Genomic DNA, 26,567 nt, shown 5'->3' with positions numbered 1-26,567 from the left:
CTAACTCGCCCGTGAACGGAAGGGCGATGGCATGTGAAGTTCGCCCCCTCATCCGGCCGCTTCACCTGCACCTTTTGCCGTTTCGGAGAAGAGGCGGGCGGCGGCACCGAGGATCTCCCTCTTCCTTCGGGAAGAGGTCGGATGGCTACGATCTGTCCTTCACAGATCGGCAGGCAATCCGGGTGAGGGGGCTCTTTCCTACCTGCGATCGTCCGCCCGCGAACGGGAGGATGCATTTGTGACGAGACGGCTGACAGTCAGCGACCTGCAAAGCCAGAAGGGCGGCCGCAAATGGCTGCAACTGCATGTCGACACGCCGGCCGAGGCGGCCGCCGCGGTAGCCTGCGACATCGTCATCCTGTCCTGTGAGCCCGACCACAATCTGGAATTGATCCGCCAGGCGGCACCCTTCGCCTTCCTCTCCGTCGGCATGCCGCACGGCGCGGTCGCCTCGCCCGATGAGGCGGTGCGGCTGGGCTTCGCCATGATGAAGCGCGGCGCCGATGCGGTCTATTGCTCGCATTCGCCGCGCTTCATCGAGGCCATGGCGGCGGAGGGCATCCCGGTCACCGGCCATGTCGGCCTGGTGCCGAACCGCGCCACCTGGACGAATTTCCGCGCTGTCGGGCGCACCGCGGACGAAGCCTTCAAAGTGCTGCGCGCGGTAAAGGACATCGAGAATGCGGGCGCGGCCTGCGTCGAGGTCGAGGTGGTGCCGGTCAGGCTCGCCGACCACATCACGCGCGCCACCCCGCTGACCACCATGGGCATGGGCTGCGGTACGGCCTGCGACACGCAATATCTGTTCTCCTGCGATGTGCTCGGCACCCATGCTGGCCACTATCCGCGCCACGCCAAGCGCTACGCCGACTTCGTCACGCTGGAGGCCGAGCTGCAGGAAAAGCGTATTGCTGCCTTCCGCGCCTTCGGCCGCGACGTGGCGGCCGGCGCCTATCCCGAGGCGAAGCACCAGGTCGACATGGACGATGCCGCCTACGACCGCTTCCTCACCCTCTCTCAATCTTTGTGAAACCGGGGCCCTGTGAGGTCAGCCATGGACGACTTGCAATACGGCACGCGCAACAAGCGAGGCGACTGGGCGCCGAACGAGCCGGCCGGCACCGCGCCGCTCTTCGCCTACCCCCCGCGGCCGCTGGCGGTGCTGAAATGGCTGCCGAGTTACTTTCTGCCCTACAATGTGCTGTTCGCGCTGTCGGCGGTGGCGTGGTGGCGCTTCGTGCTGCCCGACGTCGAGGTGATGAAGACGTTTTCCGTCGGCTGGATCCTTTGGCTGTTCGTCGTCAACTGCGCAGCGCTGCTCGTCTTCTTCGGCGTCTTCGAACTTCGACTCTACATTTTGAGAGCCCAGGGCAACCGCTTCAAATACAACGGCAAATGGCCGTCGGAGCAGAAGAGCAAGGCCTTTTTCTTCGAGAACCAGAACCTCGACAACATGCTGCGCACCTTCGGCACCGGCATGCCGATCTGGACGGCGATCGAGGTCGCCATCCTCCATGCCTACGCCAATGGCTACGTGCCGTGGCTGAGCTTCGCCGAGCACCCGCTCTACCTGTTCCTGCTGGCGCTGGTGGTGCCGATCATCCACGAGACGCATTTCTTCCTGCTGCACCGGACGATCCACTGGGGGCCGCTCTACAAATGGGTGCATTCGGTGCACCACAATTCGGTCAACCCGTCGCCCTGGTCGTCGCTGTCGATGCACCCGGTGGAGCAGCTCGGCTATCTCGGCGTCGCCTTCTGGCACTTGATCATCCCGTCCAACCCGCTGCTCGCGCTCTACCAGCTCCACTATGCCGGCTTCGGCGCCATTCCCGGCCATGTCGGCTTCGACAAGGTGGAACTGACCGAGGACGCGAGCGTCGATAGCCACGCCTACATCCACTACCTGCACCACAAATATTTCGAGGTGAACTACGGCGACGGCCTGATCCCGTTCGACCGCTGGCTCGGCACCTTCCACGACGGCAGCAAGGACGGCGAGGCCCGCATGCAGGCCCGCTACGAGAAGAAGAAGGCGCGCGCCAACGCCGCCGCCAAATGACAGCCCAGTGAACCCTATCCCGAAAGGGCCGGAGACAAAGCGGGTGAACCGGCACCCATCTGCAAAGGGAGGAAACCCGTGAAGAAACTTCTGATCTCGACCGCGCTTGCCGCGCTGATGGCGATGCCGGCAACCGCCTTCGCCGCCAAGATCGGCGTCTCGATCGTCAATTTCGACAACAACTTCCAGACGCTGCTGAAGAACGGCATGCAGGCCCGCGCCAAGGAAAAGGGCGCCGACATCCAGGTCGAGGACGCGCAGAACGACGTCGCCAAGCAGCTCGATCAGGTGAAGAACTTCATCGCCAGCGGCGTCGACGCCATCATCGTCACCCTGGTCGACACCAACGCCTCGAAGTCGCTGAGCGAGGAGGCCGCCAAGGCCGGCATTCCGCTGGTCTTCGTCAACCTCGAACCGACCGACATGGCGAACCTCCCGGAGAAGCAGGTCTATGTCGGCTCGAACGAGGTCGAGTCCGGCACGCTGGAGGCCTTCGAAGTCTGCAAGATGCTGCGCGCCAAGGGCAAGTCATCGGGCGCCACCGCCTACATCGTCATGGGCAGCCTGGTGCACCAGGCAGCGCTGCAGCGCACCAAGGATGTCGAGCAGGTCTTTTCGACCGACATGTGCAATTTCATCAAGGTGACCGACAAGCAGTCCTCCGAGTGGTCGCGCGACAATGCGCAGAACCTGATGACCAACTGGCTGACCGCCGGCCAGGCGCCGGATGCCGTCATCGCCAACAATGACGAATCCGCCATCGGCGCCATCCTGGCGCTGAAGGCCAACGGCATCGACATGAAGAACGTCGTCGTCGGCGGCATCGACGCCACGCAGGACGGCCTCCAGGCGATGAAGGCGGGCGACCTTGCGGTGACGGTGTTCCAGAACGCCAACGGGCAGGGCGGCGGCGGTGTCGATGCCGCGCTCGCGCTCGCCAAGGGCGAGAAGGTCGACCGCGTCGTCTACGTGCCGTTCGAGCTGGTCACCCCGGCCAACGCCGCCGAGTACCTCAACAAGAACTGATCCTACGACCAAGCCCTCCGGGCGGTCGTTACGGCCGTCCCGGAGGCTCGACCGAAATCGACAGGGAAAGAAGAATGACCAGCTGGATCAGGGCCTGCGGCCTCGACGACATCGAACAGGAAGGCGCGCGGCGCTTCGACCATGGCGGCCGCACCTACGCCGTCTTCCGCTCGCCCGACAACGAAGTGTTCTGCACCGACGGGCTGTGCACGCACGAGGCGGTGCACATCGCCGACGGCCTGGTCATGGACTACGAGGTGGAATGCCCGAAACATGCCGGCGCCTTCGACTACCGCACCGGCGCGGCCAAGCGCCTGCCGCCTTGCATAAATCTCAGGACCTATCCGGCGAAGGTCGAGGCGGGAGAGGTAATGGTGGAGGTGGGGTAGGGCGTTGAAGCTGCCAATCTCCTCCCTTGCGGGGGAGATGCCCGGCAGGGCGGAGGGGGTCGGTTCGACTGGGCTCTACCTCCTGCGGCGGATCAGGCTGGCGCTCCACGCGCGGCGACCCCCCTCTGTCGCCTTCGGCGACATCTCCCCCTCAAGGGGGGAGACTGGCGCTAAATCCCCGAGCCGTCCAGCAGCGACACGTCCTCCCCCTCCCAGGGGCTCGGCATCGAGCCCCGGCCTGCCGTGGGCAGCGGCATCCAGCATTTCAATTCCGGTTCGGCATATTCGACCACGCGGCCCGGCTGGGAGTCGGAGGAGCGCCAGCCTTCTTCGCCATGCTGGTCGGCGCGCGACCAATAGGCCATGTCGACCTCGGCCGGTCCCTGTTCGGTCGGCCGCACCGTGACCAGGATCCGGCTGCCATCCCTCGGCGCGCTCGCCATGTTGCGCCAGCGATCGGGCTCGTCCATTCGCATCTCCTCCTGCATTTATGGCCGCCATCGTGCGGCGTGGCGGCATGCCATTCTTGTTCGTTTTCCGCCGGAAGGCCACAGGGGATCGAATGGACCACCGAACTTTCCGCAGCTCACCGCGTCCCCGTGCCAGCTTTGCTGACAGCCATATCATTCGCCGCTAATATTCCGGCATGAGCGACGGACTGCTGGCAGGCGCCACCCATCTCGGGCCGGTTCATCTCAGGGTGATCGACATTACGGCGGCCTTGCCCGTCTGGCGCGATGCGGTCGGGCTGTCGCTGCTTGGGGAGGATGACGCGGTGGCCGGGCTTGGGGTCGACGGCAAGGCGCTTATTGTGCTGCATGAAGGCGCAGAGGTCGCGCTGCCGCAAAAGGGGCGCGGTCTCTTCCATGTCGCCATCCACGTCACGACGCGCCGCGACCTCGCGCATGCCGCCGCCAGGCTCAAGGCCTCCGGCCTCAGATACAGCGCCCAGGATCATCTGATTTCGGAATCGCTTTACGTCTCCGATCCTTCCGGCAACGGCATCGAGATCTGCTTCGACACACCGGAGCGCCTCGCCGACAGGCAGGAGGCGCCGGATGGCCGCGTCACCCTGATCGCCACGGACGGCAGCGCCCATTCCGGCCTCGAGCCGCTGAATGTCGGCGCCCTGCTGCGCGATCTCGGCAATTCCGGTCATGTTGAGGCAAGGTTGCCGGCGAATGCCTTCATCGGCCATATCCATATGCGCGCCCGTTCTCCCGAAACACTGATGGCGTTCTATGTGGGCGTGCTCGGCTTCCGGCCGCATATCCAGTCGAGGGCCTTCGGCCTGTTCGACTGCGGCACCGACCGGCGCCCGCACATGGTTGCGTTCAACATCTGGGCCCGCGATGAATTGAGGGAACCGCCAGCGGACGCGGCGGGGCTGCAGCGTTTCACGGTCGTGCTCGACGCAGCCGATGAGCTTGCCGCCGTGGCGGAGCGGCTCGGCCAGGCGGGCGTGCCCTTCGGCGAGGCGGGCGGCGCGCTGGACTGCGCCGATCCCGAGGGCAACCGGCTGCGCATGATGGTCGCCGGCACCTGAGTGGCGATGGGGGAGGGTGGCATGTCGATCAAGGTCATCGGCACGGGCTTTGGCCGGACGGGAACGGATTCGATGCGCGAGGCGCTGACAATCCTCGGCTTCGGCCCCTGCCATCACATGTCCGAAGTGATGGCCGACGGCGAGCAGAAGCGGCTGTGGCGCGCGCTGGCAAAAGGAGCGGCGCCCGACTGGAGCGCGCTGTTCTCGGGCTACAATTCCTGCGTGGACTGGCCATCGGCGCATTATTGGCCCGAGCTGATCAACATCTATCCTGACGTCCGCGTCATCCTCACCTGGCGTTCACCGGAAAGCTGGTGGGAGAGTTTCGAGAAGACCATCCTCGTCGGCATCGGCCAGACCCAGGACCAGGATGCGCTCGGCCGCACTTTGGTCGCTGCCCGAGTGTTCGGCGGCAGGCCGCATGACCGCGCGCATGCGATCGCCGTCTATGAGGCCAATGTCGCCGCCGTCATGGCGACGGTGCCGCGCGAGCGCCTGCTGGTCCACCGCCTCGGCGACGGCTGGGAGCCGCTCTGCGCCCATCTCGGCGTTGCCGTGCCTGACGAGGCCTATCCCAATCGCAACAGTACGAAGGAATTCCGCGCGGCGCTGGTGAGGCAGTAAGGAATAGGGAATGGGGAATAGGGAATAGGGAACAGGGAACAGGGAATAGGGCAGTGAGAAGATAGTCCTGAACGCTCTCGCCGTACTCCCTACTGCCTACTGCCTACTCCCTACTGCCTTCTTCCTCCCTAATGCGCGGTTCCCGCGACTTTGTTCCGTCGAGACCTGACTGCCTCCAGCAGGTCGCGCTCGCTGGTGTGAGCATTTCGAAAAATGGCCACAACCATCTCAGCCAGAATTTCGGCGTCCGGCCCCAAGGGGTCGAGATGCTCATCCGCGCAGATCTGATCGAACACGCGCTCGCAGATTGCCAGATCGTGGGGGCTGAAGCAGGTGCCATTGAAACGCCGGCGCGGCATTTTGCGAACCTTTCAGGGCCCGCCGCACGTGGTTGCAGCGGGCTTTTTACCGGGGAACCGCCGAGGCGATGGAACGCCCGAGTAACAATATCGTCGACAGTATTGCCATTCGACTACTCAGGGCCCGGCAGCTGCATCGTCAACAGGCCCAAGATCTGCGCGCATTCGCGAGCCTTGTACTGCCCGGCGATCATCAGCTGATAGTAATCTCGCCGTTTTTCTTCGGGGACACGAAAGCCGCGCCGAAATGCGGCGGCCTCCTTTGGAGTCCTGGTGCAGCCGAGTTTGCTGGCGCTGACCTTCAAACTCGCCAGTGAGCATCCGATCCTGGCAGCAATATCTTTCAAGGGTTCATTGTTAAAGTACCCATCAAGAATGATTTTGCGGCGAGCCTCCGCTTTGAGCTTTGCGTTCATCTCGTGGTCTCCTCAACTACGCTTTCACGATGCCAGATTTTATACGCACCGGGGTGAGGAGTGTCGTTATCGTCACATCCATAAACTTATCTCGGAATGCATTTCTTGCTGACATCCAGCGTGATGATGGCCGCTTCTGTGGACTTCAGTTCCGCCAGTCTTGCCAAGTGCCTGTGGTACACCACATGATTGACGTGGGCGCATGGGTATACCGGATTCGGATAGGTACCCTGCGATGGATGCTAAGAAGCACGGCGAGGCGCGCGCGAGGCAAGCGCCGGAGCGTGATCGACGTCGGTGGCCGCGCGAAGCGCAACCTCACAACGAGGTTGCACCGTCACTTGCGCCGGCGCTCGACCCTTTGCCATTTTCAACGCGCGAACTGGCGCCGGAGCAGCAGTTCGCCGCCTGGCAGGCGCATATGGCACCGCTTGTCGAGGTCAAGCTGCCGGACGACAAATCGGCCGACGATGGCTTTCCTGCCGACCATACGGCTTGGAACTTCGGCCGCATGCTGATCGTTCAACAGCGCACGCCGGCGTATAGCTACATGCGCTCCGCCGCGAAGCTCCGGTCCAGTTCGATCGATCACTGGTATATCGCCTTGCCACGTACTGGCCGATCGTGGACCGAGGTCGATCGCCGTGTTGCGGAAAACCAGCCGGGCAAGTTGGAGATCAGATCGCTTGGCTACCCGTTTCGCGGCAGGACAACGGAATCCGAAAGTCTCTTCGTCTATCTGCCGCGTGACTTGTTCGCCGACGCAAGGGCAACCCTGGATGCGAAGAACAATTCAGTCCTGTCTGGCAACTTTGCCGACCTCTTGCTCGATTATCTCAACAGCATCGAAGCAAGGTTGCACAGTCTCACGGCTGACGATCTGCCCCGCATCGTGCATGCGACGCGCAGCATGATCATTGCTTGCCTTTCGCCCCCGGCGGAACATGCCGCGGCTGCCGAACAATTGGTCAGCGTGGCGTTGATGGAGCGCGCCCGCCGATACGTCCAAAACAATCTGGATGCGGCCCATCTGACACCGGATTCAATGTGCCGTGCGCTCGGCGTCTCGCGCTCCCGTCTCTATCAGCTGTTCGAACCGAGCGGTGGTGTCCTCCACTACATACAAAGTCGCCGGCTCCTGGCAGCCCATGTCGCGCTTGGCGATCCGGCGGACCGCCGGCGCATTGTCGATATTGCGGAAGCCGTCGGGTTCAGTTCAGCGGCCAATTTCAGCCGGGCATTCAGCAAGGAATTCGGTTACAGCCCCCGCGAAGTCCGAAGTTCCGCGGTGCCGCCGCGCCCCGCCCACTCTGTCCCGCTTGCCGAGCACGACAGGGTCTCGTCCTTTGAAGGGTGGCTGAAGGCGCTTGGAAGCTGACTCCGGGCTCAAAACCGGCTTGCCTGGGCAGGGAGCTGCTCCGCCTCATGGGATACAATATTTCGAATCGCTTCCACCACGGCATCAGTCATATAGCTGAATTCCCGCCAATTTCGATTTATTAACGAACTGTGACTGTTCATCGTTATCGATAACTTGCTACCCTTCACAACCGAGCATTCATCGCAATTGCGCCGCACGCGACGCTTGTTGATACGGCGCGCTGAAAGTTTGCCAAGTTTGATAGTTATGCTATTTCTAAACTGGGGGACGCGAACTCGCACCGCCTATGGAGGTGGCTCTTGCGCCCAGAGGCATCAGGCGTCGGCACGCAGAGCGAGGGCCCTTCCTCGAGCGATGTTCCACGTGCCGGCGAACCGCTTCTCGCTGACCTTTTGGCGAACACGACCGAGCTGCTGTCGTTCTATGATCGCGACTTCCGCCTGACGCACTACGCCACCAGCCTCAAAGGCCTGTATGGCGGCGCGGTGGCGCTGGGCGCCGCCATTTGGGAGATCTACCCGGGCTTCCTCGATTCCAGGTGTCGCGACGAATTTCTTCGGGTGTTCCAGGGCGGCTCTGCGGCAAGCATCGACCTGCCGCGATCGTCGGGCGAAGCACCCCGATCCGTTTTCGTCTTCGGCACCGCAAATGGTGTGGGAATCGTCGAATCACGAGAGCGCGGTGGGCGCAGCGCAGCGGACGAGCAGGAGCATGTGATTCTGCTCCACCAGGCGACGCACGACGTGCTGACCGGACTGCAAAATCGGCGGCGATTCGGCGAGCGCCTGCAGCAGGCGCTGACGACCGTTGGCGGACCAAAGCCGAAAGCCGCCCTGCTGCAGATCGACCTGGACGATTTCAAAGCGGTCAACGACACGCTCGGCCATGGAGCCGGCGACACGCTTCTTCAACTCGCGGCAGGTCGCATCCGCGACGCGCTGCAGGACGGCGAATCCGCCTACCGCTATGCCGGCGATGAGTTCGCTGTCATCCAATTGGGCAAGGAGCAGCCGGCCGAAGCCGAGCGCCTCGCCGGATTGCTGGTCAATGCGTTCAAGGACCCGTTCGTCATCAACGGCATTTCTGTCTTCGTCGGCTCGAGTATCGGAATTGCTTTCGGGCCGGAGCACGGGGCCGATGGCGAGCAACTGATGAAAGCCGCCGACATTGCTCTTTACGCAGCCAAGACGGATGGACGCGGCTGCGCTCGAACGTTCAACCGTTCGATGCTGCTCCTGCTCGAGCAACGCGAAAACCTGAGGCGCAGCCTTCGAACCGCGCTGGAGCGGAACGAGCTTTATCTGGAGTATCAGCCGCTCATTCGGGCCCGTTCGTCGGTGGTCGGTTTCGAAGCGCTGTTGCGGTGGCGGCACCCCGAGATCGGGATCATTCCGCCCGGCGTGTTCATCCCGATCGCCGAAGCCGATGGTTTGATGGATGAGATCGGGCGGTGGGTGCTCGAGCAAGCCTGTCGCCAGGCACTGACGTGGCCCTCTGCGCTGACAGTCGCGGTCAACCTGTCGCCGGCTCAGTTCCTTAGCGGTTCGCTGACGGACACGGTCGCCCAGATCATCGACGAAGTAGGAATCCGCGCCGACAGACTAGAGCTGGAAATAACCGAAACGGTTCTTCTCGAGAAGACGATCGACAATATCGACACGTTGAACACGTTGAACGTATTGGGAATACGCATTTCGCTTGACGATTTTGGGACGTACTATTCGTCATTGAGCTACCTTAAGAACTTTCCCTTCGACACTTTGAAGATAGACCAATACTTCATCGCGGACCTGGAAACGGATCTCAAAAGCCAGACGATCGTGCGATCGATCATCAATCTGGCGCACGGCTTGGGAATAAGCGTCACCGCCGAAGGGGTTGAGACGTCGGCACAGGCACGGTGGCTGACCAAGGAGAATTGCGATTGCCTGCAGGGTAATTTCCTGGGACGGCCGCTCGGAGCCGAGGCGACCAGCGATTTCATCGGGCGATCCTCGCCCAAGGCGGTGCGGGCGATGGAGGAATCGAATCGGGCGCTCTAGCCCCTTGCACCCTTTGTAAAGTGGAGAGTTGTAAAAGCGATAGAGACAGATACCGCGCAACCCTTGTCATGCGGGACTGGCTCATCACGAGGCGGCGGAAATTCCGTCTCGGAGGTCATCGCGCCGCCATGGCTCAATACGGATGGAATAGGGAGGATGCCGATGGGAGCTGTTCATCATGACCTGGCTGGCGAGCCGACTTTTGAGCCGATGATCCAGATCGACATGGAAATCAGAAATTTTGTCTCCGCCTGGAGGCACTGCGATTATGTCTCGACATACGTGGCCCGGATGATCAGCCAGACGAGGTCAGACTCGGTCCGGCATTCAAATCTCTTTTCCTCCGCCTTCAACGAATTGCTGGAGGTTGCCTTTCGCACGCGCCATGGCGACGGCGAACTGGCATGCAGGGTGTCGCGCCATGGAGCGACGGACAGGATCGAGCTGACATTTCCTTGCGTGGCGGAGGAGCGCCAATTCTACAAGGAAGCCGTAAGCCAGGTCGCGGGATTGGAAGCCAGGGAGCGATACGTCAGTTCCGTGTCTGGGGATATCGCGCCCAGCCGGGAGATCGTACTCCTGGAACTGGCTGTCGACTACAACGCGACACTGAGGGTCGAGGAAGCCGACGGCGATGCGATCAAGTTGGTCGTGGATCTTCCGCTCGAGGGCTTTGAACATTGAGCCCTTACAGCCTTCTCCCACGCTTCAAGGCGCAATACGACGCGAACAGCCAGGAATTCTCCTTATCCGGGGTGGTCCGGCCTCAGGCGATCGACGAGCTTGCGCCCAGCCTGGCATTGCTGCGTGACGCGATCGCCCGTGTGCGCGGCGTTCTCTACGTCAATGTCAGACGCCTGACGCAGATGAACAACGCCGCGTTTCACGCCTTTTCGAGGATCATCATCGACGCTTGTCGCGCTCGACCCGATCTCAAATTTGTCGTCATCACGTCGAGCGTCGTCGGCTGGACCTCGCGAAAATTCAGTCGCCTGAGCGGAATCGAACCGAACATCACGGTCGAGGAGTATGACAGCGAATTCTATCCGGGGCAGGGCTTCCTCGAGGAAGGCGGGTTCGTTCCAATCCTGCGCACGCAGACAAAGATGACCTGGCGCCACGAGCGCGCAATCTTACCGCGACACGGCATGAGGCCAGGGATCGTCATGGCCGACATCTGTTGCGGGATCGGTGATTTCGCCGTGCTCGTGCAGAAGGAGTTCCAGCCATCGCGGATCGTCGCCCTCGACCACTCCATGTCCAGCCTGAACTATGCTCGACAGGTGATGCGGGAGTTCGATATCCGGGGCATCGAATACACCTATGGCGATGCGTCGGAAATGCTGCTCGATGAAGCGCAATTCGACTTGGTCACCTGCCGGCATTCCCTTCAAATCTTCAATCGACCGGAACTCATCCTTAAGGAACTCTACCGCATATGTAAGCCAGGCGGGCGGGTCTACATCACCAACGAGAAGAATTCGCATTGCCTCGGCGAGCCGCGCGCAGAAAGCATTCGTTGGACCTACAACGAGGTGGCGAAGCTGTTCGGGCATTTCGAGATGGACGTCGAGCTTGGACCCAAGAGTAGGCGATACCTGATCGAAACCGGATTCGAAGACATCCGTGTCGAGACCTTCATGGTCACCAACCTGGACGGCGATCCGCAGGACTTCGCCGATGTCATCGTAGCCTGGGCGGATGTCTATGCGGGCGAGATGGCGGTGAGACGCGGCGACGGACCCGAGTTCGTCGCACGGTTCCGGCAGGGGTTTCAGGACCACATTTTCGCGGCGCTACATCCCAAGGGTTATGCGGGTTGGCCGATCTGGGTCGCATCGGGGCGGCGACCGCAATGAAAGCCGACAACGAACCTGCCCCGCGTTTCGGCCTGCGCTCCTTTCGAGCGAAGTTCGTGTTGGTCGTTGGCGGCGCCGTGCTGTTCGACCTCCTGCTGAGCGGCGGTCTGGCGCTTTGGAACGTTCAGAAGCTGTCGAGCGATGCCACATCGGAAGTCGGTGAGGGCCTGACGACCGCAAACCAGGAGTACATTCGCTCCTATGCCGAGTCGACGGCGTTGAGTGTCGACCTGCTGCTCGATCGGGTCCATGGCGACGTCAAGGCGCTGGCCGGCGTGCTGCAGGGCCAAATCGATGATCCTACGCGGCAGCAACAGGTCGGAGCGACGCTTTCGCATGAAGCGCCGGGCTCCGTGAAGGTCGTCTACGACGCGCAAGGCGATTGGGCGCAGAACCTGCCGGGCGCGCCGTCCGTGATAAGCGTCTGGGGCTACCTGCTGGGGGCCGACCACAATCCGTTGCCGAGCGTCCAGCAGGAAATAGAAGACAGTACCGTGCTGGATCTCGTCGCGCCGACGCTCATGGCCAGCGGGTCGTCCAAACTGCAGATGTACTATATCGGTCCAAAAGAGCGGCCGATCTTCAGGACGGTGCCGTATACGGACCAGGCACAGACCTTCGACCGGCTCTATCCAGGCCACAACAAGGCGGAGTTCTGGGAGTTCTTCTTTCCTGGGATCTATGGGTCGTGGCAGCAATGGGCCAAGGATCCGGCCTCGCGTCCGGTCCCTGACGACATCACCCAGACAGCGCCCTACACCGACGCAATCACGGGAAAGCTGATCGTCAGCTTTTTCCACCCGCTGTGGACGCGCGATCGCACCGGTATCGCCGGCACGGCGGGGGCAGACATCACGCTCGATCAGCTTGCGGAAGTCGTCGAACGTGTGAAGATCGCCGAAACCGGGTTTGGTTTCCTGACGATGTCGAGCGGCAACGTGGTGGCGATCAATGCGTCGGGCCAGGCGATCATCGGCCTGACGTCATCGAGCGATGCGGGCGCGCAGGGCGTCACCGGCCTGGAGAGGTCCCTGCGCGGAAGCACGCAGCCCGCCATCGCGTCGCTGCCTCTCGACCAGAACAATGACGGTGTCATTCAGCATATCATGCTCGACAACAAGGGCGAACGCGTACCCTACATTGTCGTCCTGAAGAGATTGAAGCCGACCAATCTGTGGAGTTCGGGACCGATCAAGCCCGAGACGATGTCGGTCGGCATCGTCGTGCCCGAACGGGAGATCTATGCATCGCTGTTCGCCGCGCAGCAGAGCATCTCCCGCGCAACCAATCGTATCCTGCTCTTCCAGATCGGCGCGATCGTCGTTTCGCTCCTGATTGTCTTTGCGGCGGTGCTCGGAATTTCGAAGCGCATCACCGCTGGCCTCAGGTCGCTTGCCAGTGCCGCCCAGCGGCTCCAGTCCAAGGACTATTCAGTCCGCGTGAGCATTCCAACGCGCGACGAGGTAGGAGCGGCAGGCATCGCCTTCAACCGCATGGCCGAGGAGATCAGCTTTCACACCGAAAACCTCGAGCAGCTCGTCGACGACCGAACCAGGGAACTCGGGGACGCAAACCTGGAGATTTCCGCGCTCAACGAAAAGCTGCGGGACGAGAACGTCCGCCTCGGCGCCGAACTCGCGGTTGCCCGGCAGATCCAGATGATGGTCTTGCCGAAACCATTCGAACTCGAAGCGATTCCCGGGCTGGAGATCGCAGCCTACATGCGGCCGGCCGACGAGGTCGGCGGCGACTATTACGACGTTCTGCAGAACGGATCGCGTGTCAAGGTCGGCATCGGCGACGTGACCGGTCACGGCCTCGAGAGCGGTGTGCTGATGCTGATGGTCCAATCCGTTGCACGCGCGCTGCAGGAGGCCAACGAAGCGAATCCGCACCAGTTTCTGAATAGGCTGAACAGCGCGATCTACAAGAACATCGAGCGGACCAACACCGACAAGCATCTCTCGCTGGCTTTCCTCGACTTTGAGGATGAGCGGGTCACGCTATCCGGCCAGCATGAGGACGTTCTCGTCGTGCGCGCGGATGGGGAAGTCGAACGCATCGATACGCTTGATCTGGGTCTGCCGGTCGGTCTGGAGAGCGACATCTCGCAGTTCATTGACACGCGTGACATCCGGTTCGGCAGCGGCGACGTCATCGTCCTGCACACTGACGGTGTGACCGAGGCGGAAGACCAGAACAAGAGACTGTTCGGGTTCGAGCGTCTCTCCCAGAGCGTGCAAAGACGTCACGGCCGGAGCGCCGAGGAAATCAAAACCGGGATCGTCGACGATCTGATGGCCCATATCGGAATCCAGAAGATCCACGACGACATCACCCTTGTGATCATAAGGCACACCTAGGCAATGACCGCGCTGTTCGGCACCCCTGACATTGCAATCGGGATGAGGGAGAACGTCAGTCGCGTGCGGCTGTTCGACGGCCCTCTCGACCTGAGTTGGCGTCATTGCGCTACGACCTCGGACTTCATCGCCGATCTTTTCGCATTGCGCTTTCAGTCGTCTCGCAATGACTACTTGGAAGTGCGGCATAGCATCGGATATCTGGTCAACGAGCTCATCGAAAATGCCGTCAAGTTTCGCGCGCCGGGTGAGATCGTGATCGAGGCGTCGATGGATTCGGAGTGCTTCAAGCTCAAGGTGTCGAACGACATCGATGGTCAAGACGCGTCCGAGTTCCAAACTCTCCTGGCCGACATCACGGTTGGCGACCCCAAGGACCTGCTGATACAGCGAATAGAAGCGAATGCCGCGAACCCCGACATATCGGGCTCCGGGCTCGGACTGCTGACGTTGATGAGCGACTATGGCGCACGCCTGGCCTGGATATTCAGCTCAGCGGACGAAAGCGATCGGGTTTGCCTGGAGACATACGCCTCCATTCCGATCTCGCAAACTCAAAACTAGAAGAAACGAAACCAGGCTATGGAAATCAAGACAGACGATTACCGTGTGTGGATTGAGGGAAGCGATATATTTTTCGACGGTTCAATGCGGCTGGCCAGTTCACAAGCCGGTGCGCCCATCACGGCCTTGGCGACCAGTGTGCTTGCGTCAAATCCCGCTTCCATTACGCTCAATTTGAAGGACCTTCACTTTCTCAACTCTTCCGGCATCAACCTGCTGGCGAAATTTACCATCGAGGTGCGCAAGCATCCTGATGTTCGGTTGGTCGTGCGTGGAACGCCCGACATACCCTGGCAATCGAAATCATTGCCGAATCTGAAGAAGCTGCATCCGGCCCTGGTGCTTTTGATGGACTGACCAGGTCGCCGTGAACTGGCCAAGGCCCAAGTGGCTCGCGACAATCCCGGATAACATTTGGCGTCAGAGAGCGCCGCACTGAGCGAGATATGTACCCCAGGATAAGTATTTGGATGCGGGGCTAACGACAAATCGGCCCCGTGCGTAGATGATTGCAATGACTCGGCGGGGGCTCGGCACAGGCGGCAGGCATCCAGGTTGGGGGGATGTCGGGCCGCCTGTGCCGACAAGCCGCCGCCGCGTGGTCAAAGGTGGCGTCATTGAGTAAGCGAGCCAAGGTCAACAGCGGCCGGCTGGAGTTCATCCCGCCGCAGATCCCGACTCGGGTCGAGCAGCCGCCCGAAGATGAGGGATGGGTTCACGAAGTCCATCTTGACGGCTACCGGACGCAGATCATCATCGATAAGGGCGGGGTGCGCCTCTACAGCAAGAACGGCCGTGACTGGACCACGAAATACTGGCCCATCGCGCTGGAAGTAGAGCTGCCGTGCCGGTCCGCCATTCTCGACGGCGAGGTCATTGTGCCGGGCGAGCAGGGCTCTCCCGACCGCCCCGCGCTGGAAACCGCGATCTGGCACGAGCCGAGCCGGCTGGTCTTCGTCGCGTTCGACATCCTCCATCTTGACGGTCGCGATCTGGCCTCCTTGCCCCTGCTGCAGCGCAAGCAGGCGCTGTGGCAACTGGTCGAGCCCGGCCTCGGCAGGATCCAATACAGCGAGCATTTCGAGGGCAGTGCGCTGGGCATCATCCGCGCCACCGAGAAGATGGGGCTCGAAGGCATCATCTCGAAGCGCGCCGACAGCCGCTACAGCAGCGGACCGTCGAACACATGGCTGAAGGCCAGGTATTGCACGCCCACCCAGGCGTAGCCGTCCCGGGCAAGGCCCAAGGGTGCGAGGCCACTTTAGGCCGCCGCCTCAACCGGAAGGCCCGCAGCCTTCCATTCGGGGTAGCCGTCCTCGAGCCGATGAACGACATACCCTCGCGCCCGCAATGACGCGACAGCCTCGAAGGACAGAACGCAATAAGGACCGCGGCAATAGGCGATGACCTCCCGGTTGGCGGGAAGCTCCGCCAGCCGGCGTTCAAGGTCAGCGAGCGGAATGTTGAGCGCCCCCGGAAGATGTCCAAGCGCAAATTCGTCCTCCGACCGGACGTCGAGAACCGTGACAAGACCGTCATGCAGTCTTGAGACAAGGTCTTCGCGCGACACAGCCTCCAGCGCGTCGCGTGCGTGGAAGTAGTCGGCCATGACGCGATTGACATCGGCGACGTTCCGCTCGCCCACGCGCCCCAAGGCCTTCATCAACTCAACCACCTGGGTATCTCCGGCAAGACGGTAAAGCACATGCTTGCCGTGCCGCCGCGCCTCGACAAGGTGCGCGCGCCGGAGGATCTGAAGGTGGCGCGAGGCGTTGGCAAAGCTGAGGCCCGCCCGTGCCGCAAGCCCCTCGACATTCCTTTCACCCTGGGCGAGGTGCTCCAGCAACTCCAGCCGGTGCGCATGCCCGAGAGCTTGAGCCAGTTCGGCAAGGCTGGCGAAAACCACCTGTTTTGGTCCGATGCTTGACATGCCTTCTTCTCGATGGAACATTCAGCAGAATAATTGAATGTTATCTCGGGCGAGGCAGGGAGTGCAAGAGTCATGATCCTCCGTCAGTTCCTCCATTCCGATCCCGTCGCTGCATCCTACCTGTTCGGATGCGGAGGCAAGTCGGCAGCCGCCGTCGTCGATCCGGTAGGCGATATCGCGCCCTATCTTCGAGTTGCCGAGGCGACCGGCATGCGCATTCTCTATGTGGTCGATACGCACATCCACGCCGACCACATTTCCGCCGGGCGGACGCTCGCCGCAGCCTCCGGCGCGGAATACATGCTGTTCGAGGGCGCGGAAGCCGGTTTCCCATTTCGACGCGCCAAGGACGGCGAGGTAGTCGAGCTCGGCAACGTGACCATGACCGTCATGCACACGCCCGGGCACACGCCGGAGCACATCTCGCTCCTGGTCACGGACAGGACACGCGCGGCCGAGCCATGGTTCGTGCTGACGGGCCACACTCTCATGGTTGGCGATCTCGGACGAACCGAACTTGCAACCAGTGCCGAGGACGGCGCGCGGACGCTGTTTTCGAGCGTGCGCCGCCTCAAGCAACTGCCGGATCACGTCGAAGTGCTGCCTGGCGCCTACTCCGGCTCGGTCTGCGGGCGCTCGCTCAGCGGCAAGCCGACATCGACGATTGGCTTCGAGAAGCGCTTCAACAAGGCGTTCCGCATTGATGACGAGGACGCTTTCGTCGCCACGATGATCGCGGACATACCGCCCCCGCCGCCGGAGGCGGCGCGCAACCGTGCCGCCAACGCGGGTCTCGCCGCCGCCTCGGCCTGAGCAATGAACGAGGGGGCATCAGTTTCGCCAGGCTCCACTGTCAGGCTTGGGCTCAAGGAAAACTGGCGGCAGTTTGCGCTGCTCATGCTGGTGAATGCCTTTGTCGGCGGCATGGTCGGGGTCGAGCGAACGGTCGTGCCGCTCATCGGGTCGGAAGAGTTCGGCATCACCTCGACGACACTCGTCGTCTCCTTCATCGTCAGCTTCGGCGTGGTCAAGGCGCTTGCCAATCTGGTCTCGGGCCAACTCGCGGACGCCTGGGACCGCAAGCGCGTTCTCGTCCTCGGCTGGCTTGTCGGCCTGCCGGTCCCGTTCATGATCATCTGGGCGCCGAGCTGGGGATGGGTGATTGCGGCCAATGCCCTGCTCGGCATCAACCAGGGGCTCGCCTGGTCGATGACGGTCATCATGAAGGTCGATCTCGTTGGCCCGAAATCGCGCGGCCTCGCCGTCGGCCTCAACGAATTTGCCGGCTACCTCGCCGTCGGCGTGACGGCGTTCCTCACCGGCTATCTCGCCTCGCGGTATGGTCTGCGTCCCGCGCCGATCTATCTCGGCATGGGCTACGCCGTGATCGGCGCCGTGCTGTCGATCCTGCTCGTTCGTGACACGCGCGACCACCTCAGGCTGGAGGCGTCCGCCCACAAACAGCAGACGGCGCCGATCAGCTTCCGGGAGGTGTTTGCGCTGACCTCGTTCAGGGATCGCAATCTGTTCGCGGCATCGCAAGCGGGTCTCGTCAACAACCTCAATGACGGCATGAGCTGGGGTATTTTCCCGTTGTTCTTCGCCTCCTTCGGGCTTGGCGTCGAGCGCATCGGCATCCTGAAGGCGATCTATCCCGCGACCTGGGGAATCCTGCAGGTCGTCACCGGCCCCTTGAGCGATCGCTGGGGTCGCAAAGGCCTGATCGTGGCCGGAATGTGGGTTCAGGCCGGCGGCCTGTTTCTCACCGCGGCCACCAGCCGGTTCGAGTGGTGGCTCGTCGGCAGCCTTCTTCTCGGCCTTGGAACGGCGATGGTCTATCCAAGCCTGATCGCTGCGGTTTCAGACGCCTCGCATCCAAGCTGGCGCGCCCGCTCGCTTAGCGTCTATCGGTTCTGGCGCGACCTCGGCTACGCGATCGGCGCGCTCTCCGCGGGCCTCATCGCCGATCGCTTCGGGCTCTCATGGGCGATCACGTCGATCGCCGCACTGACGTTTTTCTCGGGCGCGATTGTCGCCGTCGCGATGCGCGATACCGCCAAGGGTTAGCTGGCCTGAATGATCTTTTTCACCTGTTGCCGGTCTTCCGGCGACCACTGCTCGGGGTTCTCCTGATGAGCGATGGCGGCGTGAAGCTCGATGTGTTTCCACAGTTCAGTTTCGGTCTCAGCCGTGAACGATCCCGGACAGGCTTCCATTCCAGGGTAGTCCTTGCACCGATATGAATAGGCCATATCTACGCCTCCCTAGTTTGCCCAGTTAGCAGGCGAGGAAGCGGCTCGCTTGTCAATTCACAGTTTTCGAATGCGCAGTACGCGCATTTCATCCAATCGGATCAGCGCTGGTTCGTGCTTGGTGCGGCAAATTGAGGATCGCGGATGGCCGACGGTGAAAACATATCAGCCCTTGGCCTCGGCGCCCGCCTTCGCCGGCGGCACAAGCTGGATCGCCGGGCGCTCGCCGGGCGCATTGTTCCTGGCGACGACGACGCGGTCACGGCCTTCCGCCTTGGCGTCGTATTGGGCGTGGTCGGCGGCGTTGGTCAGCTCGGCCCAGCCGGCGCCATGCTCGGGATAGGCGGCGACGCCGAATGAGGCGGTGACGGTGCCGAGCGTGCGGCCGCGATGCGCCAGATGCAGCTGCTTGATCGCCTGGCGCAGCGTTTCCGCGCGCTGGGCGCCCTCTTCGAGCGATGCCCCCGGCATGACCAGCGCGAATTCCTCGCCGCCATAGCGCGACACGACATCGCTGTCGCGGGCATGCTCGATCAGGGTTGCCGCGACCTGCTTCAGCACGAGGTCGCCGGCTTCGTGGCCGAACGTATCGTTGAACTGCTTGAAGTGGTCGACGTCGAGCATGATGATCGCCAGCGGCTGGGCCGAGCGCTCCATGCGCCTGAGTTCGCGGCTGCTGGTTTCCTCGAGATAGCGGCGGTTGAACAGGCCGGTGTTCGGATCGCGGATCGATTGCTGCCTGAGCGTCTCGCGCAGGCGCAGATTGGCCAGTGCCAGCGCCAGCGTGTCGACGACGCCGCGCAGGATCTGCTGCCGCTCGGCAAGCCATTGCGGTTTCTCGGCCGCGTTGGGCTCGCACAAATGCAGGATGCCCAGCGTCTCGCCCTGCGCCGCCAGCGGCATGCAGACATAGCCCTTCTTGCCGTTCTCGGTGATATGCGCGCAGCGCGGCGTCAGCATGCCCGGGCCGGCGACGTGCTCCTGGCCGCGCCGCAGCGCCCAGCAGTCCTCCGGCGCGAACTGGTTGACGCTCGAGCGTACGTCGCCCCAGTGCGCCATCTCTTCCACCAGGTTGCGCGAGGCGCTGGTCAGATGCACGCTGCCGCTCAGGCCGCCGAGGAACTCGGTCATCGCCGTCCCGACCACCGAGAAGGCTTCGGGGAAGGTCACGCAGGCCTGCAGCAACTCGCCGAGCTTGACCAGCCGGGTCGTGGTTTCCGACTTCTCGTGCAGCTCGCGATTGAGGACGGCGAGCTGGTCGGCGCGCTCGTTGACGACGCCTTCGGCGCGGCGCAGCTCGCTGATGTCGTTCAGCGTCAGCACCAGCCCGCCCTCGGACCGGCTCAGCGGGCTGCAGCTGGCGATGACGGGCACTTGCGATCCATCCGATCTGGTCAGGCGCACTTCGCCCTGGTGCTGGCGTCCGGTGGCCAAAGCCATCTCGACGGGAGACGTCCCGCCGGCGAAGTCGCCGCCTCTTGCGTCGTGGAGTTTCAGCGCCGCGTCCCATTGCAGGCCGACGATCTTGTCGGCGCGCCGGCCGACCATCGTTGCCGCCGCGGGATTGGCGCTGGCGATGCGGCCATGGGCGTCGAGCACCGCGATGCCTTCGGCCACCGTCTCGACGATGTCCTCGATGTGCGCCCGCGCCGACGCGAGCTGGTCCGCCATGGTGTTGAAGCCGTCGGCCAGCTGCCCGAACTCATCCTTGCGGCCATGGCTGATGCGCATCATTTGATTGCCCTGCGCCAGCGCCTGCATGCCGCGCATCATATCCCTGAGGCCGGAGCCGAAACGGCTGAGCAGCACCCAGGCGAAGAGAGCCGCCACCAGCATGGCGGCAACCGCGCTGAGGCCAATCAGCCACAGCATGCTGTTGGTGCGCTGCTCGGCCGCGTTCAGCACCGCATCGTATTCCAGCAGCACCGCGCCGACGATCGTCTTCCCGCCTTGTTCGATCGGAACGGCCAGTATGGCGTTCACTTCCTCCGGATCGACGAACTTGCGCGGGATGCCGTCTTCCAGCGTCTGGCCGACCTCGTTGCCGGGGTCGTGCTCGAATTTGTCGCCGGCCTTGTGCTCCTCGTCGGCGGCGTGGGCGACGATGACCTTGTTGCGGTCGACGACGACGAAATCCCGCTGCGAGCGCCCGTGTTGCAGCTCCAGGAACTGGTTGAGCGCCTCGGGCCGCTCGAGCAGCGAAGGCGTCCCGTCGGACGGCTTGAAGACGATCGTGTCGGCGAGCTCGCGCGCGACGTTGGTGGCCTCGGTCAGCCCCAGATATTTGGTCGCCGCCATCTGCGTGAAGACCGCGACGCCGCCGACCGTTCCGATCAGCGCCGCGGCGCCGACCATGCTGAGGATGATCAGGCTCCTAATGCGCACGGCAGGGCCCTGCCGGCGATGGCGCCATTGTGCTGGCGGATTGAGGCAAGTCTCTCATCCATGAGCTTTTATTACCAATTGCTTATCAACGTGCTAACGGCGGCCGGGCCCGGAGGTTGTCCCGGCGAGGCATCGGCCGCGCCTGCTTTCTTCGAAAGCAGCAGCTGGATTTAGGATCAGGTTGCAGCCTTCGTCCGCTCAGACATGCACGGTGCCGTGTGACAGCTCGCCCTCGTCGCTACTGACGAGGAAGGCGGCGGCGAGCAGGCCGACATAGAACAGTCCCACGATGGACGCGACGACGATGCCGGGGACCGGCCCGAGCGCGGCAACGCGCATCGCGTCGAGGAACGAGGCGCCGAAGCCGATCGGCGAGCCTTCGCGCTGCAGGCTGGGGGTCGTGATCTTCAACACCCAGGCGAGCATCAGGATCGTGTACATGAAGATGTAGTTGCGGCGCAGCCGGCGCACCAGCGCCGCGCGCTGCGAGATCAGGAAGCGCGGCGAGCGCAGGCCTTCGCCGACGATCGCCAGCCAGTTGGAGGCGAAGTCGGGCTGCGGCGAGAAGATCTGCGCGAAATAGTAGCGCTCGAACTGGCGCACCCGGGCACGGTAGACGTCGAAGAAGCGGTAGCGCCGCGCCTCGATCCAGAGCAGCAGCGTGATCAGCAGCATGGCGAACAGCAGCACGCCGTGATGCGAACTCGGCGTCGACAGCGACACCGAGAGCATCGCGGCGGCGACGGTGATCGCCCAGTTGCTGGTGCGGTCGAGCCTGTCGCGCCATCCGGCCATGCGGGCGATCTCTGCGCGGTGGAAATGCGACATCGTCGTCGCCAGTTCGGAGGAGGTGAGTTTCAGCGCGAACGCATCAGAGGCCCGCGGCGCTGCCGCCGCCTCGACGGGCTTGACGGTCTCGATCTTGGACATCCCCTTGCCATCCAAATGCAATGGCCGGCGGAAATGGCCGGCCATCACCCCGATGACAACAACGCGCGGCACACTGAAACGTTCCCGCGCGTGGATGTCGGAAGGCCGGCTTCAGCCCTGGTAGGAGATTTTCCTCGCGGCCGGTCCCGGAAATTCCACCACATCGGCCGAATGGCGGCTGTACTGGGCCACCGTGATTGCTTCTATCATGAGATCGAGCGCCGCAAGCGTCGTGTGGCTGGCTTCGTCATCGCCGCGCAGATAGTGGCCGGCCCGCTCGAGGTGCAGACGAGCGGCGGCAAAGTCGCTTTTCATTAGCTTCTCCTTATTGCCCGCCGTGCCGCGAAGATGCTTGAGTCGCTTTACCCGAAAGCAAACATCCACAGCCGCATTTGAATCGAATTGTCCGCGTTGCCGCCAGTCGTTTCCGCGCCACGCGGCGGTGCAACCGATAGGCGCGCCAAACCGTTGTCGTTCGCAATAATCGAGGGGTGCGAGTCTTGTCCTTCCTGCCAAACAGGCACCGGTCGGTCGCTATTGCGGCAATGACGCTGTTGGTCACGCCGGCCATGGCTTGGGGCGCCGAGAAGACCGGCATGTCGAGCGAGGGGGTCTTCGTTCTCGAGATCATCCTTTTGCTTCTCGTCGGACGCGGTCTCGGCGAACTGCTCGAACGCTTCGGCCAGCCTGCCGTGATGGGCCAGCTCATCGCCGGCATCCTGCTCGGCCCCTCGCTGCTCGGCTGGCTGTGGCCGGAGGGGGAACGGGTGGTCTTTTCCGGCGATGCCAGCCAGAAAAGCATGATCAATGCCGTGGCCCAGCTCGGCGTGCTGATGCTGCTTTTGCTCACCGGCATGGAAACCGACCTCAAGCTGGTGCGCAGGGTCGGCCGCGCCTGCTTCTCCATCTCCGCAGCCGGCGTGGCGGTGCCCTTCGTGATCGGCTTCGCTGCGGCGCAGTTCATGCCTGCGACGCTGCTCGCCCCAGGCGGCGAGCGCATCGTCGCAGGCCTGTTCCTCGGCACCGCGCTGTCGATCTCCTCGGTTAAGATCGTCGCCATGGTGGTGCGCGAGATGAACTTCATGCGCCGCGACCTCGGCCAGACCATCGTCTCGTCGGCAATCATCGAGGACACGATCGGTTGGGTGATCATCGCGATTACCATCGGCATCGCTACCCATGGCCGCGTCGAGGTGAGCAGCCTTGCCTTCACGATATTAGGCGTCGCCGCCTTCATGGCGTTTTCATTCACGCTCGGCCGCCGCATCGTCTTCGACGCCATCCGCTGGACCAATGACAATTTCCACAGCGAATATGCCGTCGTCACCATCATCCTCGCCATCATGGGCGCCATGGCGCTGATCACCGACCTGATCGGCGTCCACACCGTGCTCGGCGCCTTTGTCGCCGGCATACTGGTCGGCGAGTCGCCGATCCTGTCGCGCCACATCGAGGGCCAGTTGCGCGGCGTCATCACTGCGCTATTCATGCCGGTGTTCTTCGGCGTCGCCGGTCTGTCGACGGATCTTACCGTGCTCGTCGATCCGCAGCTGGCACTGCTTACAGTGGCGCTGGTCGCTATTGCCAGCATCGGCAAGTTTGCCGGCGCCTTCATCGGCGCGGAACTCGCCGGCATGAGCCGTGCCGAGGGCATCGCCGTCGGCTGCGGCATGAACGCGCGCGGCTCGACCGAAGTCATCGTCGCCTCGATCGGCCTGTCGATAGGCGTGCTCTCGCACAACCTCTTCACCATGATCGTGACCATGGCCGTCATCACCACTTTGGCGATGCCGCCGACGCTACGCTGGGCGCTGGGGCGCCTGTCGATCGGCGAGGCGGAGAAGAAGCGGTTGGAGCGCGAGGAGGTCGACCAGCGCGGCTTCATCGCCAATCTGGAGCGGCTGCTTGTGGTCGTCGACGAGGGCGTGGTCGGCCGCTTCGCCGCCTACCTTGCCGGCGTGGTCGGGGCCGGCAAGCCGATGACGGTGCTGCATGCCAGCGGCGAGAGCGAAGCCGAGCCCGACGAGGCGGCGCATCTGGACGAGATCGAGCGGGGCGCCGAGGAAGGCCGCGAGGCGGCACTCCAGGCCGACCAGGAGCCGGCCCGCGAGGCCCCCGTCACCCGTCGCCGGCACGAAGCGCCGCTGTCGGCCGAGGCGGTGGCGAAGGAAGCCCGCAAAGGCTACGGCGTGCTGCTCATCGGGCTCGGCCGTGCGGTGACTTCAAAGGGCAGCTTCTCGCATCGCTTGAACGACATCGCCGGCGCCTTCGACGGCCCGCTCTGTCTGGTGCTGAAGCCCGCCGGCGCCGGCCGGCAGATGCCGAGGCTCGGCCCGGGATCAGGCAAGATCCTGGTGCCGGTCAATGGCACTTCGGTCGCCCGCCGTGGCGCCGAGCTCGCGCTTGCCATTGCCGCTGTCACCGGGGCGCCGGTCAAGATGCTCTATGTTGCGCGGGTCGGCCGCGACGAACCGCGTGACACCGTCTCGCATCGCCGTAGGGAGGCTGTGCTTAAGGACATTGTCGAGCTTGCCGACCGCTATGGCGTCGAGATCGAGACCGCCATCCGCAGCAGGGCCGCCGCCGCCGATGCCATTGCCCGCCAGGCTGGCAGGAGGGTGGCGTTGATCGTCATGGGCGTGGCGCGGCGGCCGGGCGACGAACTCATCTTCGGCGAGACGACGAGCGACGTGCTGCAGCGCTGCCCGTGCCCGGTGATGCTGATCTCCGACGCGCGGCTGCGCCGCGACGACGAGGGGAGGGAGGCGGGGCGCTCCATCAGCGGTTGACAGGCCCAGCCCGCGTCCCGATTGTCGACGCCTTCATTCGCCTTACCCATTCGAAGGGACGACGCTGATGATGTCGGGATTTGCCGCCTGTTCCGGAACTGAGGCGCGAACCTTCAAAACGGCTATCGCTGGCTTTGAGGAACCACGATGAGCTTCAGCGTAAAACCCCTCGACGAAACAACCTGGCCGGAGTTCGCCGCGCTGGTCGAGCGCCACAATGGCGTTTGGGGCGGCTGCTGGTGCATGGCCTTCCATGCCAAGGGCAACGGCGCCGGCGGCAACCGCGCCGCCAAGCAGGCAAGGGTCCGGGACGGAAGCACGCATGCCGCGCTTGTTTTCGACGGCGCGGCCTGCGTCGGCTGGTGCCAGTTCGGGCCGACCGACGAATTGCCGCGCATCAAGCACCGGCGCGCCTATGAGGAAGGGCTGAAGGTCCTTCCCGACTGGCGCATCACCTGCTTCTTCATCGACAAGGCGCGTCGCGGCGAAGGCGTGGCCGCCGCCGCGCTGGCAGGTGCGCTCGGCGAAATCGCCCGCCTCGGCGGCGGAACGGTGGAAAGCTATCCCGAGGACGCGCAAGGCCGGAAGGTCGCCGGCGCCTTCCTGCACAACGGCACGCTGGCGATGTTCGAGAAGAAGGGCTTTCGCCGCGCTCGTCAGATCGGCAAGCACCGCTGGGTGGTGGCGACAACGGTGGCGCCAGGCGCTTGAAAGCCTTGGATGCCGGCCCTTTGATATGAGTATGCACTAATATAAATTACGACCCCTCAATGACACTTTGGCATTCCCGCAAATGTCTGGCCAGGAGTTACAGTACCGGACAGCCACGCGCGACGACATCGCGGCGATTTCGGCGCTGATGGCGCTGGCGATCGGCGAGCTGCAAAAACCCTTCCTGAATGATGCCCAGATCGAATCCAGCCGCGCCATCATGGGCCTGGACACGCAGCTTATCGACGACGGAACCTATTTTGTCGTCACATGCGGAGGAGCGCTGGCGGGCTGCGGCGGCTGGAGCCGGCGCGCCACGCTTTATGGCGGCGACAGGACGCCGGGGCGCAGCGCGGCATTGCTCGATCCCGCCACCGACGCGGCGCGAGTCAGGGCGATGTACACGCATCCCGATTTCGTGCGGCGCGGCGTCGGCCGCCTCATCCTTTCGCTCTGCGAAAATGCGGCGAGGGCAGAGGGCTTTCGCCGTGTCGAGCTCGGCGCGACGATGGCCGGGGAGCCGCTCTACCGGGCCTGCGGCTACCAGCCGGGCGAGACGATCCACGACGATCGCGGCGGCGCGCCGGTGCCGATCCTGATGATGTGGAAGACGATTTGAGAAGGAGGGACTGGAATGGCTGCCTATCTCATTGCCGATGTCGACGTCACCGACGCCGCCATGTTCGATGAATACCGGCGCGAGGTTCCGGCGACGGAAGCGCGTCATGGCGGGCGGTATCTGGCGCGCGGCGGCTTGACCCGGGTGCTGGAGGGCGACTGGGAGCCGCACCGTCTGGTCATCATCGAATTCCCCGACATGGCGGCGCTGACCGCCTGGTACGACTCGCCTGAGTACGAGCGGCTGAAGCAGATCCGCTTCCGCTGCGCCAACACGCGCATCATCGCGACCGAGGGCGTGCCGCCGGCCTGACGCCTGCC

The 26,567-nt window shown here is 63.3% G+C and carries 28 protein-coding genes; 20 read left to right on the top strand and 8 right to left on the bottom strand.

The features are described 5' to 3' along the window. Positions 1 to 238 precede the first annotated feature (238 nt). From EN846_RS10005 to EN846_RS09990, 4 genes are all read left to right on the top strand, one after another. Positions 239 to 1,030 carry a 3-methyl-2-oxobutanoate hydroxymethyltransferase gene (locus EN846_RS10005; protein WP_127391391.1) on the top strand — a complete coding sequence of 264 codons (792 nt, stop codon included), beginning with the start codon at positions 239 to 241 and terminating at the stop codon, positions 1,028 to 1,030. A 24-nt stretch (positions 1,031 to 1,054) separates the two neighbouring features. Beyond that, positions 1,055 to 2,062, top strand: coding sequence for a sterol desaturase family protein (locus EN846_RS10000; protein ID WP_127391390.1), 1,008 nt, complete (start codon positions 1,055 to 1,057; stop codon positions 2,060 to 2,062). Between the two features lie 78 nt (positions 2,063 to 2,140). Then, the gene (locus tag EN846_RS09995) at positions 2,141 to 3,088 is read left to right on the top strand and encodes a substrate-binding domain-containing protein (RefSeq protein WP_127286341.1); all 948 of its coding nucleotides are present in this window, start codon (positions 2,141 to 2,143) and stop codon (positions 3,086 to 3,088) included. 74 nt (positions 3,089 to 3,162) lie between these two features. After that, positions 3,163 to 3,477, top strand: coding sequence for a MocE family 2Fe-2S type ferredoxin (locus tag EN846_RS09990; RefSeq protein ID WP_127286342.1), 315 nt, complete (start codon positions 3,163 to 3,165; stop codon positions 3,475 to 3,477). 170 nt (positions 3,478 to 3,647) lie between these two features. On the opposite strand, the gene EN846_RS09985 is transcribed toward EN846_RS09990, so the two are convergent. Beyond that, positions 3,648 to 3,947 (bottom strand): hypothetical protein, encoded by a 300-nt coding sequence (locus EN846_RS09985; protein ID WP_127310928.1) that lies wholly within the window; start codon positions 3,945 to 3,947, stop codon positions 3,648 to 3,650. Between the two features lie 176 nt (positions 3,948 to 4,123). On the opposite strand from EN846_RS09985, the gene EN846_RS09980 reads away from it, so the two are divergent. Together EN846_RS09980 and EN846_RS09975 are read left to right on the top strand one after the other, a co-directional pair. Continuing rightward, entirely contained in the window at positions 4,124 to 5,023 is a 900-nt protein-coding gene (locus EN846_RS09980; protein ID WP_127391389.1) for a VOC family protein, read from the top strand. 21 nt (positions 5,024 to 5,044) lie between these two features. Then, on the top strand, positions 5,045 to 5,647 hold the full coding sequence (locus EN846_RS09975; protein ID WP_127391388.1) for a sulfotransferase family protein: 603 nt from the start codon (positions 5,045 to 5,047) through the stop codon (positions 5,645 to 5,647). 128 nt (positions 5,648 to 5,775) lie between these two features. Here EN846_RS09975 and EN846_RS09970 read toward each other — a convergent pair whose 3' ends face one another. Beyond that, entirely contained in the window at positions 5,776 to 6,006 is a 231-nt protein-coding gene (locus tag EN846_RS09970; RefSeq protein WP_127391387.1) for a hypothetical protein, read from the bottom strand. 113 nt (positions 6,007 to 6,119) lie between these two features. Further along, positions 6,120 to 6,422, bottom strand: a complete 303-nt coding sequence (locus EN846_RS09965) for a hypothetical protein (protein ID WP_127391386.1) — start codon at positions 6,420 to 6,422, stop codon at positions 6,120 to 6,122. Positions 6,423 to 6,657: 235 nt separating this feature from the next. Between EN846_RS09965 and EN846_RS09960 the strand changes: the two genes are divergently transcribed. The 8 genes from EN846_RS09960 to EN846_RS09925 all read left to right on the top strand — a co-directional run bounded on the left by EN846_RS09960 (position 6,658) and on the right by EN846_RS09925 (position 15,857). Next, positions 6,658 to 7,800, top strand: a complete 1,143-nt coding sequence (locus EN846_RS09960; RefSeq protein ID WP_127391385.1) for an AraC family transcriptional regulator — start codon at positions 6,658 to 6,660, stop codon at positions 7,798 to 7,800. 395 nt (positions 7,801 to 8,195) lie between these two features. Then, positions 8,196 to 9,845 carry a bifunctional diguanylate cyclase/phosphodiesterase gene (locus tag EN846_RS09955; protein ID WP_127391384.1) on the top strand — a complete coding sequence of 550 codons (1,650 nt, stop codon included), beginning with the start codon at positions 8,196 to 8,198 and terminating at the stop codon, positions 9,843 to 9,845. A 162-nt stretch (positions 9,846 to 10,007) separates the two neighbouring features. After that, positions 10,008 to 10,529 (top strand): ubiquinone biosynthesis methyltransferase UbiE, encoded by a 522-nt coding sequence (locus tag EN846_RS09950; protein WP_127310436.1) that lies wholly within the window; start codon positions 10,008 to 10,010, stop codon positions 10,527 to 10,529. Next, positions 10,526 to 11,704: a class I SAM-dependent methyltransferase gene (locus tag EN846_RS09945; RefSeq protein ID WP_127391383.1), complete on the top strand. Its 1,179-nt coding sequence runs from the start codon at positions 10,526 to 10,528 to the stop codon at positions 11,702 to 11,704. The genes EN846_RS09950 and EN846_RS09945 overlap by 4 nt, the downstream gene beginning before the upstream one ends. Then, positions 11,701 to 14,067: a SpoIIE family protein phosphatase gene (locus EN846_RS09940; RefSeq protein WP_127310431.1), complete on the top strand. Its 2,367-nt coding sequence runs from the start codon at positions 11,701 to 11,703 to the stop codon at positions 14,065 to 14,067. Before EN846_RS09945 ends, EN846_RS09940 begins: the two co-directional genes overlap by 4 nt. 3 nt (positions 14,068 to 14,070) lie before the next feature. Continuing rightward, entirely contained in the window at positions 14,071 to 14,631 is a 561-nt protein-coding gene (locus EN846_RS09935) for an ATP-binding protein (protein WP_187331171.1), read from the top strand. Between the two features lie 18 nt (positions 14,632 to 14,649). After that, the gene (locus EN846_RS09930) at positions 14,650 to 14,988 is read left to right on the top strand and encodes a hypothetical protein (protein ID WP_127310430.1); all 339 of its coding nucleotides are present in this window, start codon (positions 14,650 to 14,652) and stop codon (positions 14,986 to 14,988) included. Positions 14,989 to 15,194: 206 nt separating this feature from the next. Continuing rightward, positions 15,195 to 15,857, top strand: a complete 663-nt coding sequence (locus EN846_RS09925; RefSeq protein ID WP_245493441.1) for an RNA ligase family protein — start codon at positions 15,195 to 15,197, stop codon at positions 15,855 to 15,857. 35 nt (positions 15,858 to 15,892) lie between these two features. Here EN846_RS09925 and EN846_RS09920 read toward each other — a convergent pair whose 3' ends face one another. Further along, positions 15,893 to 16,561 (bottom strand): metalloregulator ArsR/SmtB family transcription factor, encoded by a 669-nt coding sequence (locus EN846_RS09920; protein WP_127391392.1) that lies wholly within the window; start codon positions 16,559 to 16,561, stop codon positions 15,893 to 15,895. Positions 16,562 to 16,633: 72 nt separating this feature from the next. On the opposite strand from EN846_RS09920, the gene EN846_RS09915 reads away from it, so the two are divergent. After that, positions 16,634 to 17,374, top strand: coding sequence for an MBL fold metallo-hydrolase (locus EN846_RS09915; protein WP_127391382.1), 741 nt, complete (start codon positions 16,634 to 16,636; stop codon positions 17,372 to 17,374). 3 nt (positions 17,375 to 17,377) lie between these two features. Beyond that, the gene (locus EN846_RS09910; RefSeq protein ID WP_127391381.1) at positions 17,378 to 18,628 is read left to right on the top strand and encodes an MFS transporter; all 1,251 of its coding nucleotides are present in this window, start codon (positions 17,378 to 17,380) and stop codon (positions 18,626 to 18,628) included. On the opposite strand, the gene EN846_RS09905 is transcribed toward EN846_RS09910, so the two are convergent. From EN846_RS09905 to EN846_RS09890, 4 genes are all read right to left on the bottom strand, one after another. Beyond that, on the bottom strand, positions 18,625 to 18,813 hold the full coding sequence (locus EN846_RS09905; protein WP_127284475.1) for a DUF1059 domain-containing protein: 189 nt from the start codon (positions 18,811 to 18,813) through the stop codon (positions 18,625 to 18,627). The two genes, EN846_RS09910 and EN846_RS09905, sit on opposite strands and share 4 nt — an antisense overlap. A gap of 165 nt (positions 18,814 to 18,978) precedes the next feature. Then, positions 18,979 to 21,198, bottom strand: coding sequence for a diguanylate cyclase (locus EN846_RS09900; protein WP_135857985.1), 2,220 nt, complete (start codon positions 21,196 to 21,198; stop codon positions 18,979 to 18,981). Between the two features lie 198 nt (positions 21,199 to 21,396). After that, a complete protein-coding gene (locus tag EN846_RS09895; protein ID WP_127286116.1) occupies positions 21,397 to 22,128 on the bottom strand; it encodes a DUF2270 domain-containing protein in 732 nt (243 codons plus the stop codon). A gap of 111 nt (positions 22,129 to 22,239) precedes the next feature. After that, positions 22,240 to 22,443: a hypothetical protein gene (locus tag EN846_RS09890; protein WP_127394105.1), complete on the bottom strand. Its 204-nt coding sequence runs from the start codon at positions 22,441 to 22,443 to the stop codon at positions 22,240 to 22,242. A gap of 230 nt (positions 22,444 to 22,673) precedes the next feature. On the opposite strand from EN846_RS09890, the gene EN846_RS09885 reads away from it, so the two are divergent. The 4 genes from EN846_RS09885 (at position 22,674) to EN846_RS09870 (ending at position 26,559) form a co-directional block, all read left to right on the top strand. Continuing rightward, entirely contained in the window at positions 22,674 to 24,917 is a 2,244-nt protein-coding gene (locus EN846_RS09885) for a cation:proton antiporter (RefSeq protein ID WP_128346504.1), read from the top strand. 147 nt (positions 24,918 to 25,064) lie between these two features. Beyond that, on the top strand, positions 25,065 to 25,628 hold the full coding sequence (locus tag EN846_RS09880) for a GNAT family N-acetyltransferase (protein ID WP_127393510.1): 564 nt from the start codon (positions 25,065 to 25,067) through the stop codon (positions 25,626 to 25,628). 82 nt (positions 25,629 to 25,710) lie between these two features. After that, entirely contained in the window at positions 25,711 to 26,247 is a 537-nt protein-coding gene (locus tag EN846_RS09875; RefSeq protein WP_127286119.1) for a GNAT family N-acetyltransferase, read from the top strand. 15 nt (positions 26,248 to 26,262) lie between these two features. Continuing rightward, positions 26,263 to 26,559: a DUF1330 domain-containing protein gene (locus tag EN846_RS09870; protein WP_127286120.1), complete on the top strand. Its 297-nt coding sequence runs from the start codon at positions 26,263 to 26,265 to the stop codon at positions 26,557 to 26,559. Positions 26,560 to 26,567: the final 8 nt, after the last annotated feature.

Source organism: Mesorhizobium sp. M4B.F.Ca.ET.203.01.1.1, assembly GCF_004791025.1.
In the GTDB taxonomy this organism is placed as follows: domain Bacteria; phylum Pseudomonadota; class Alphaproteobacteria; order Rhizobiales; family Rhizobiaceae; genus Mesorhizobium; species Mesorhizobium abyssinicae.
This window is presented reverse-complemented; position numbering and strand designations above follow the sequence as displayed.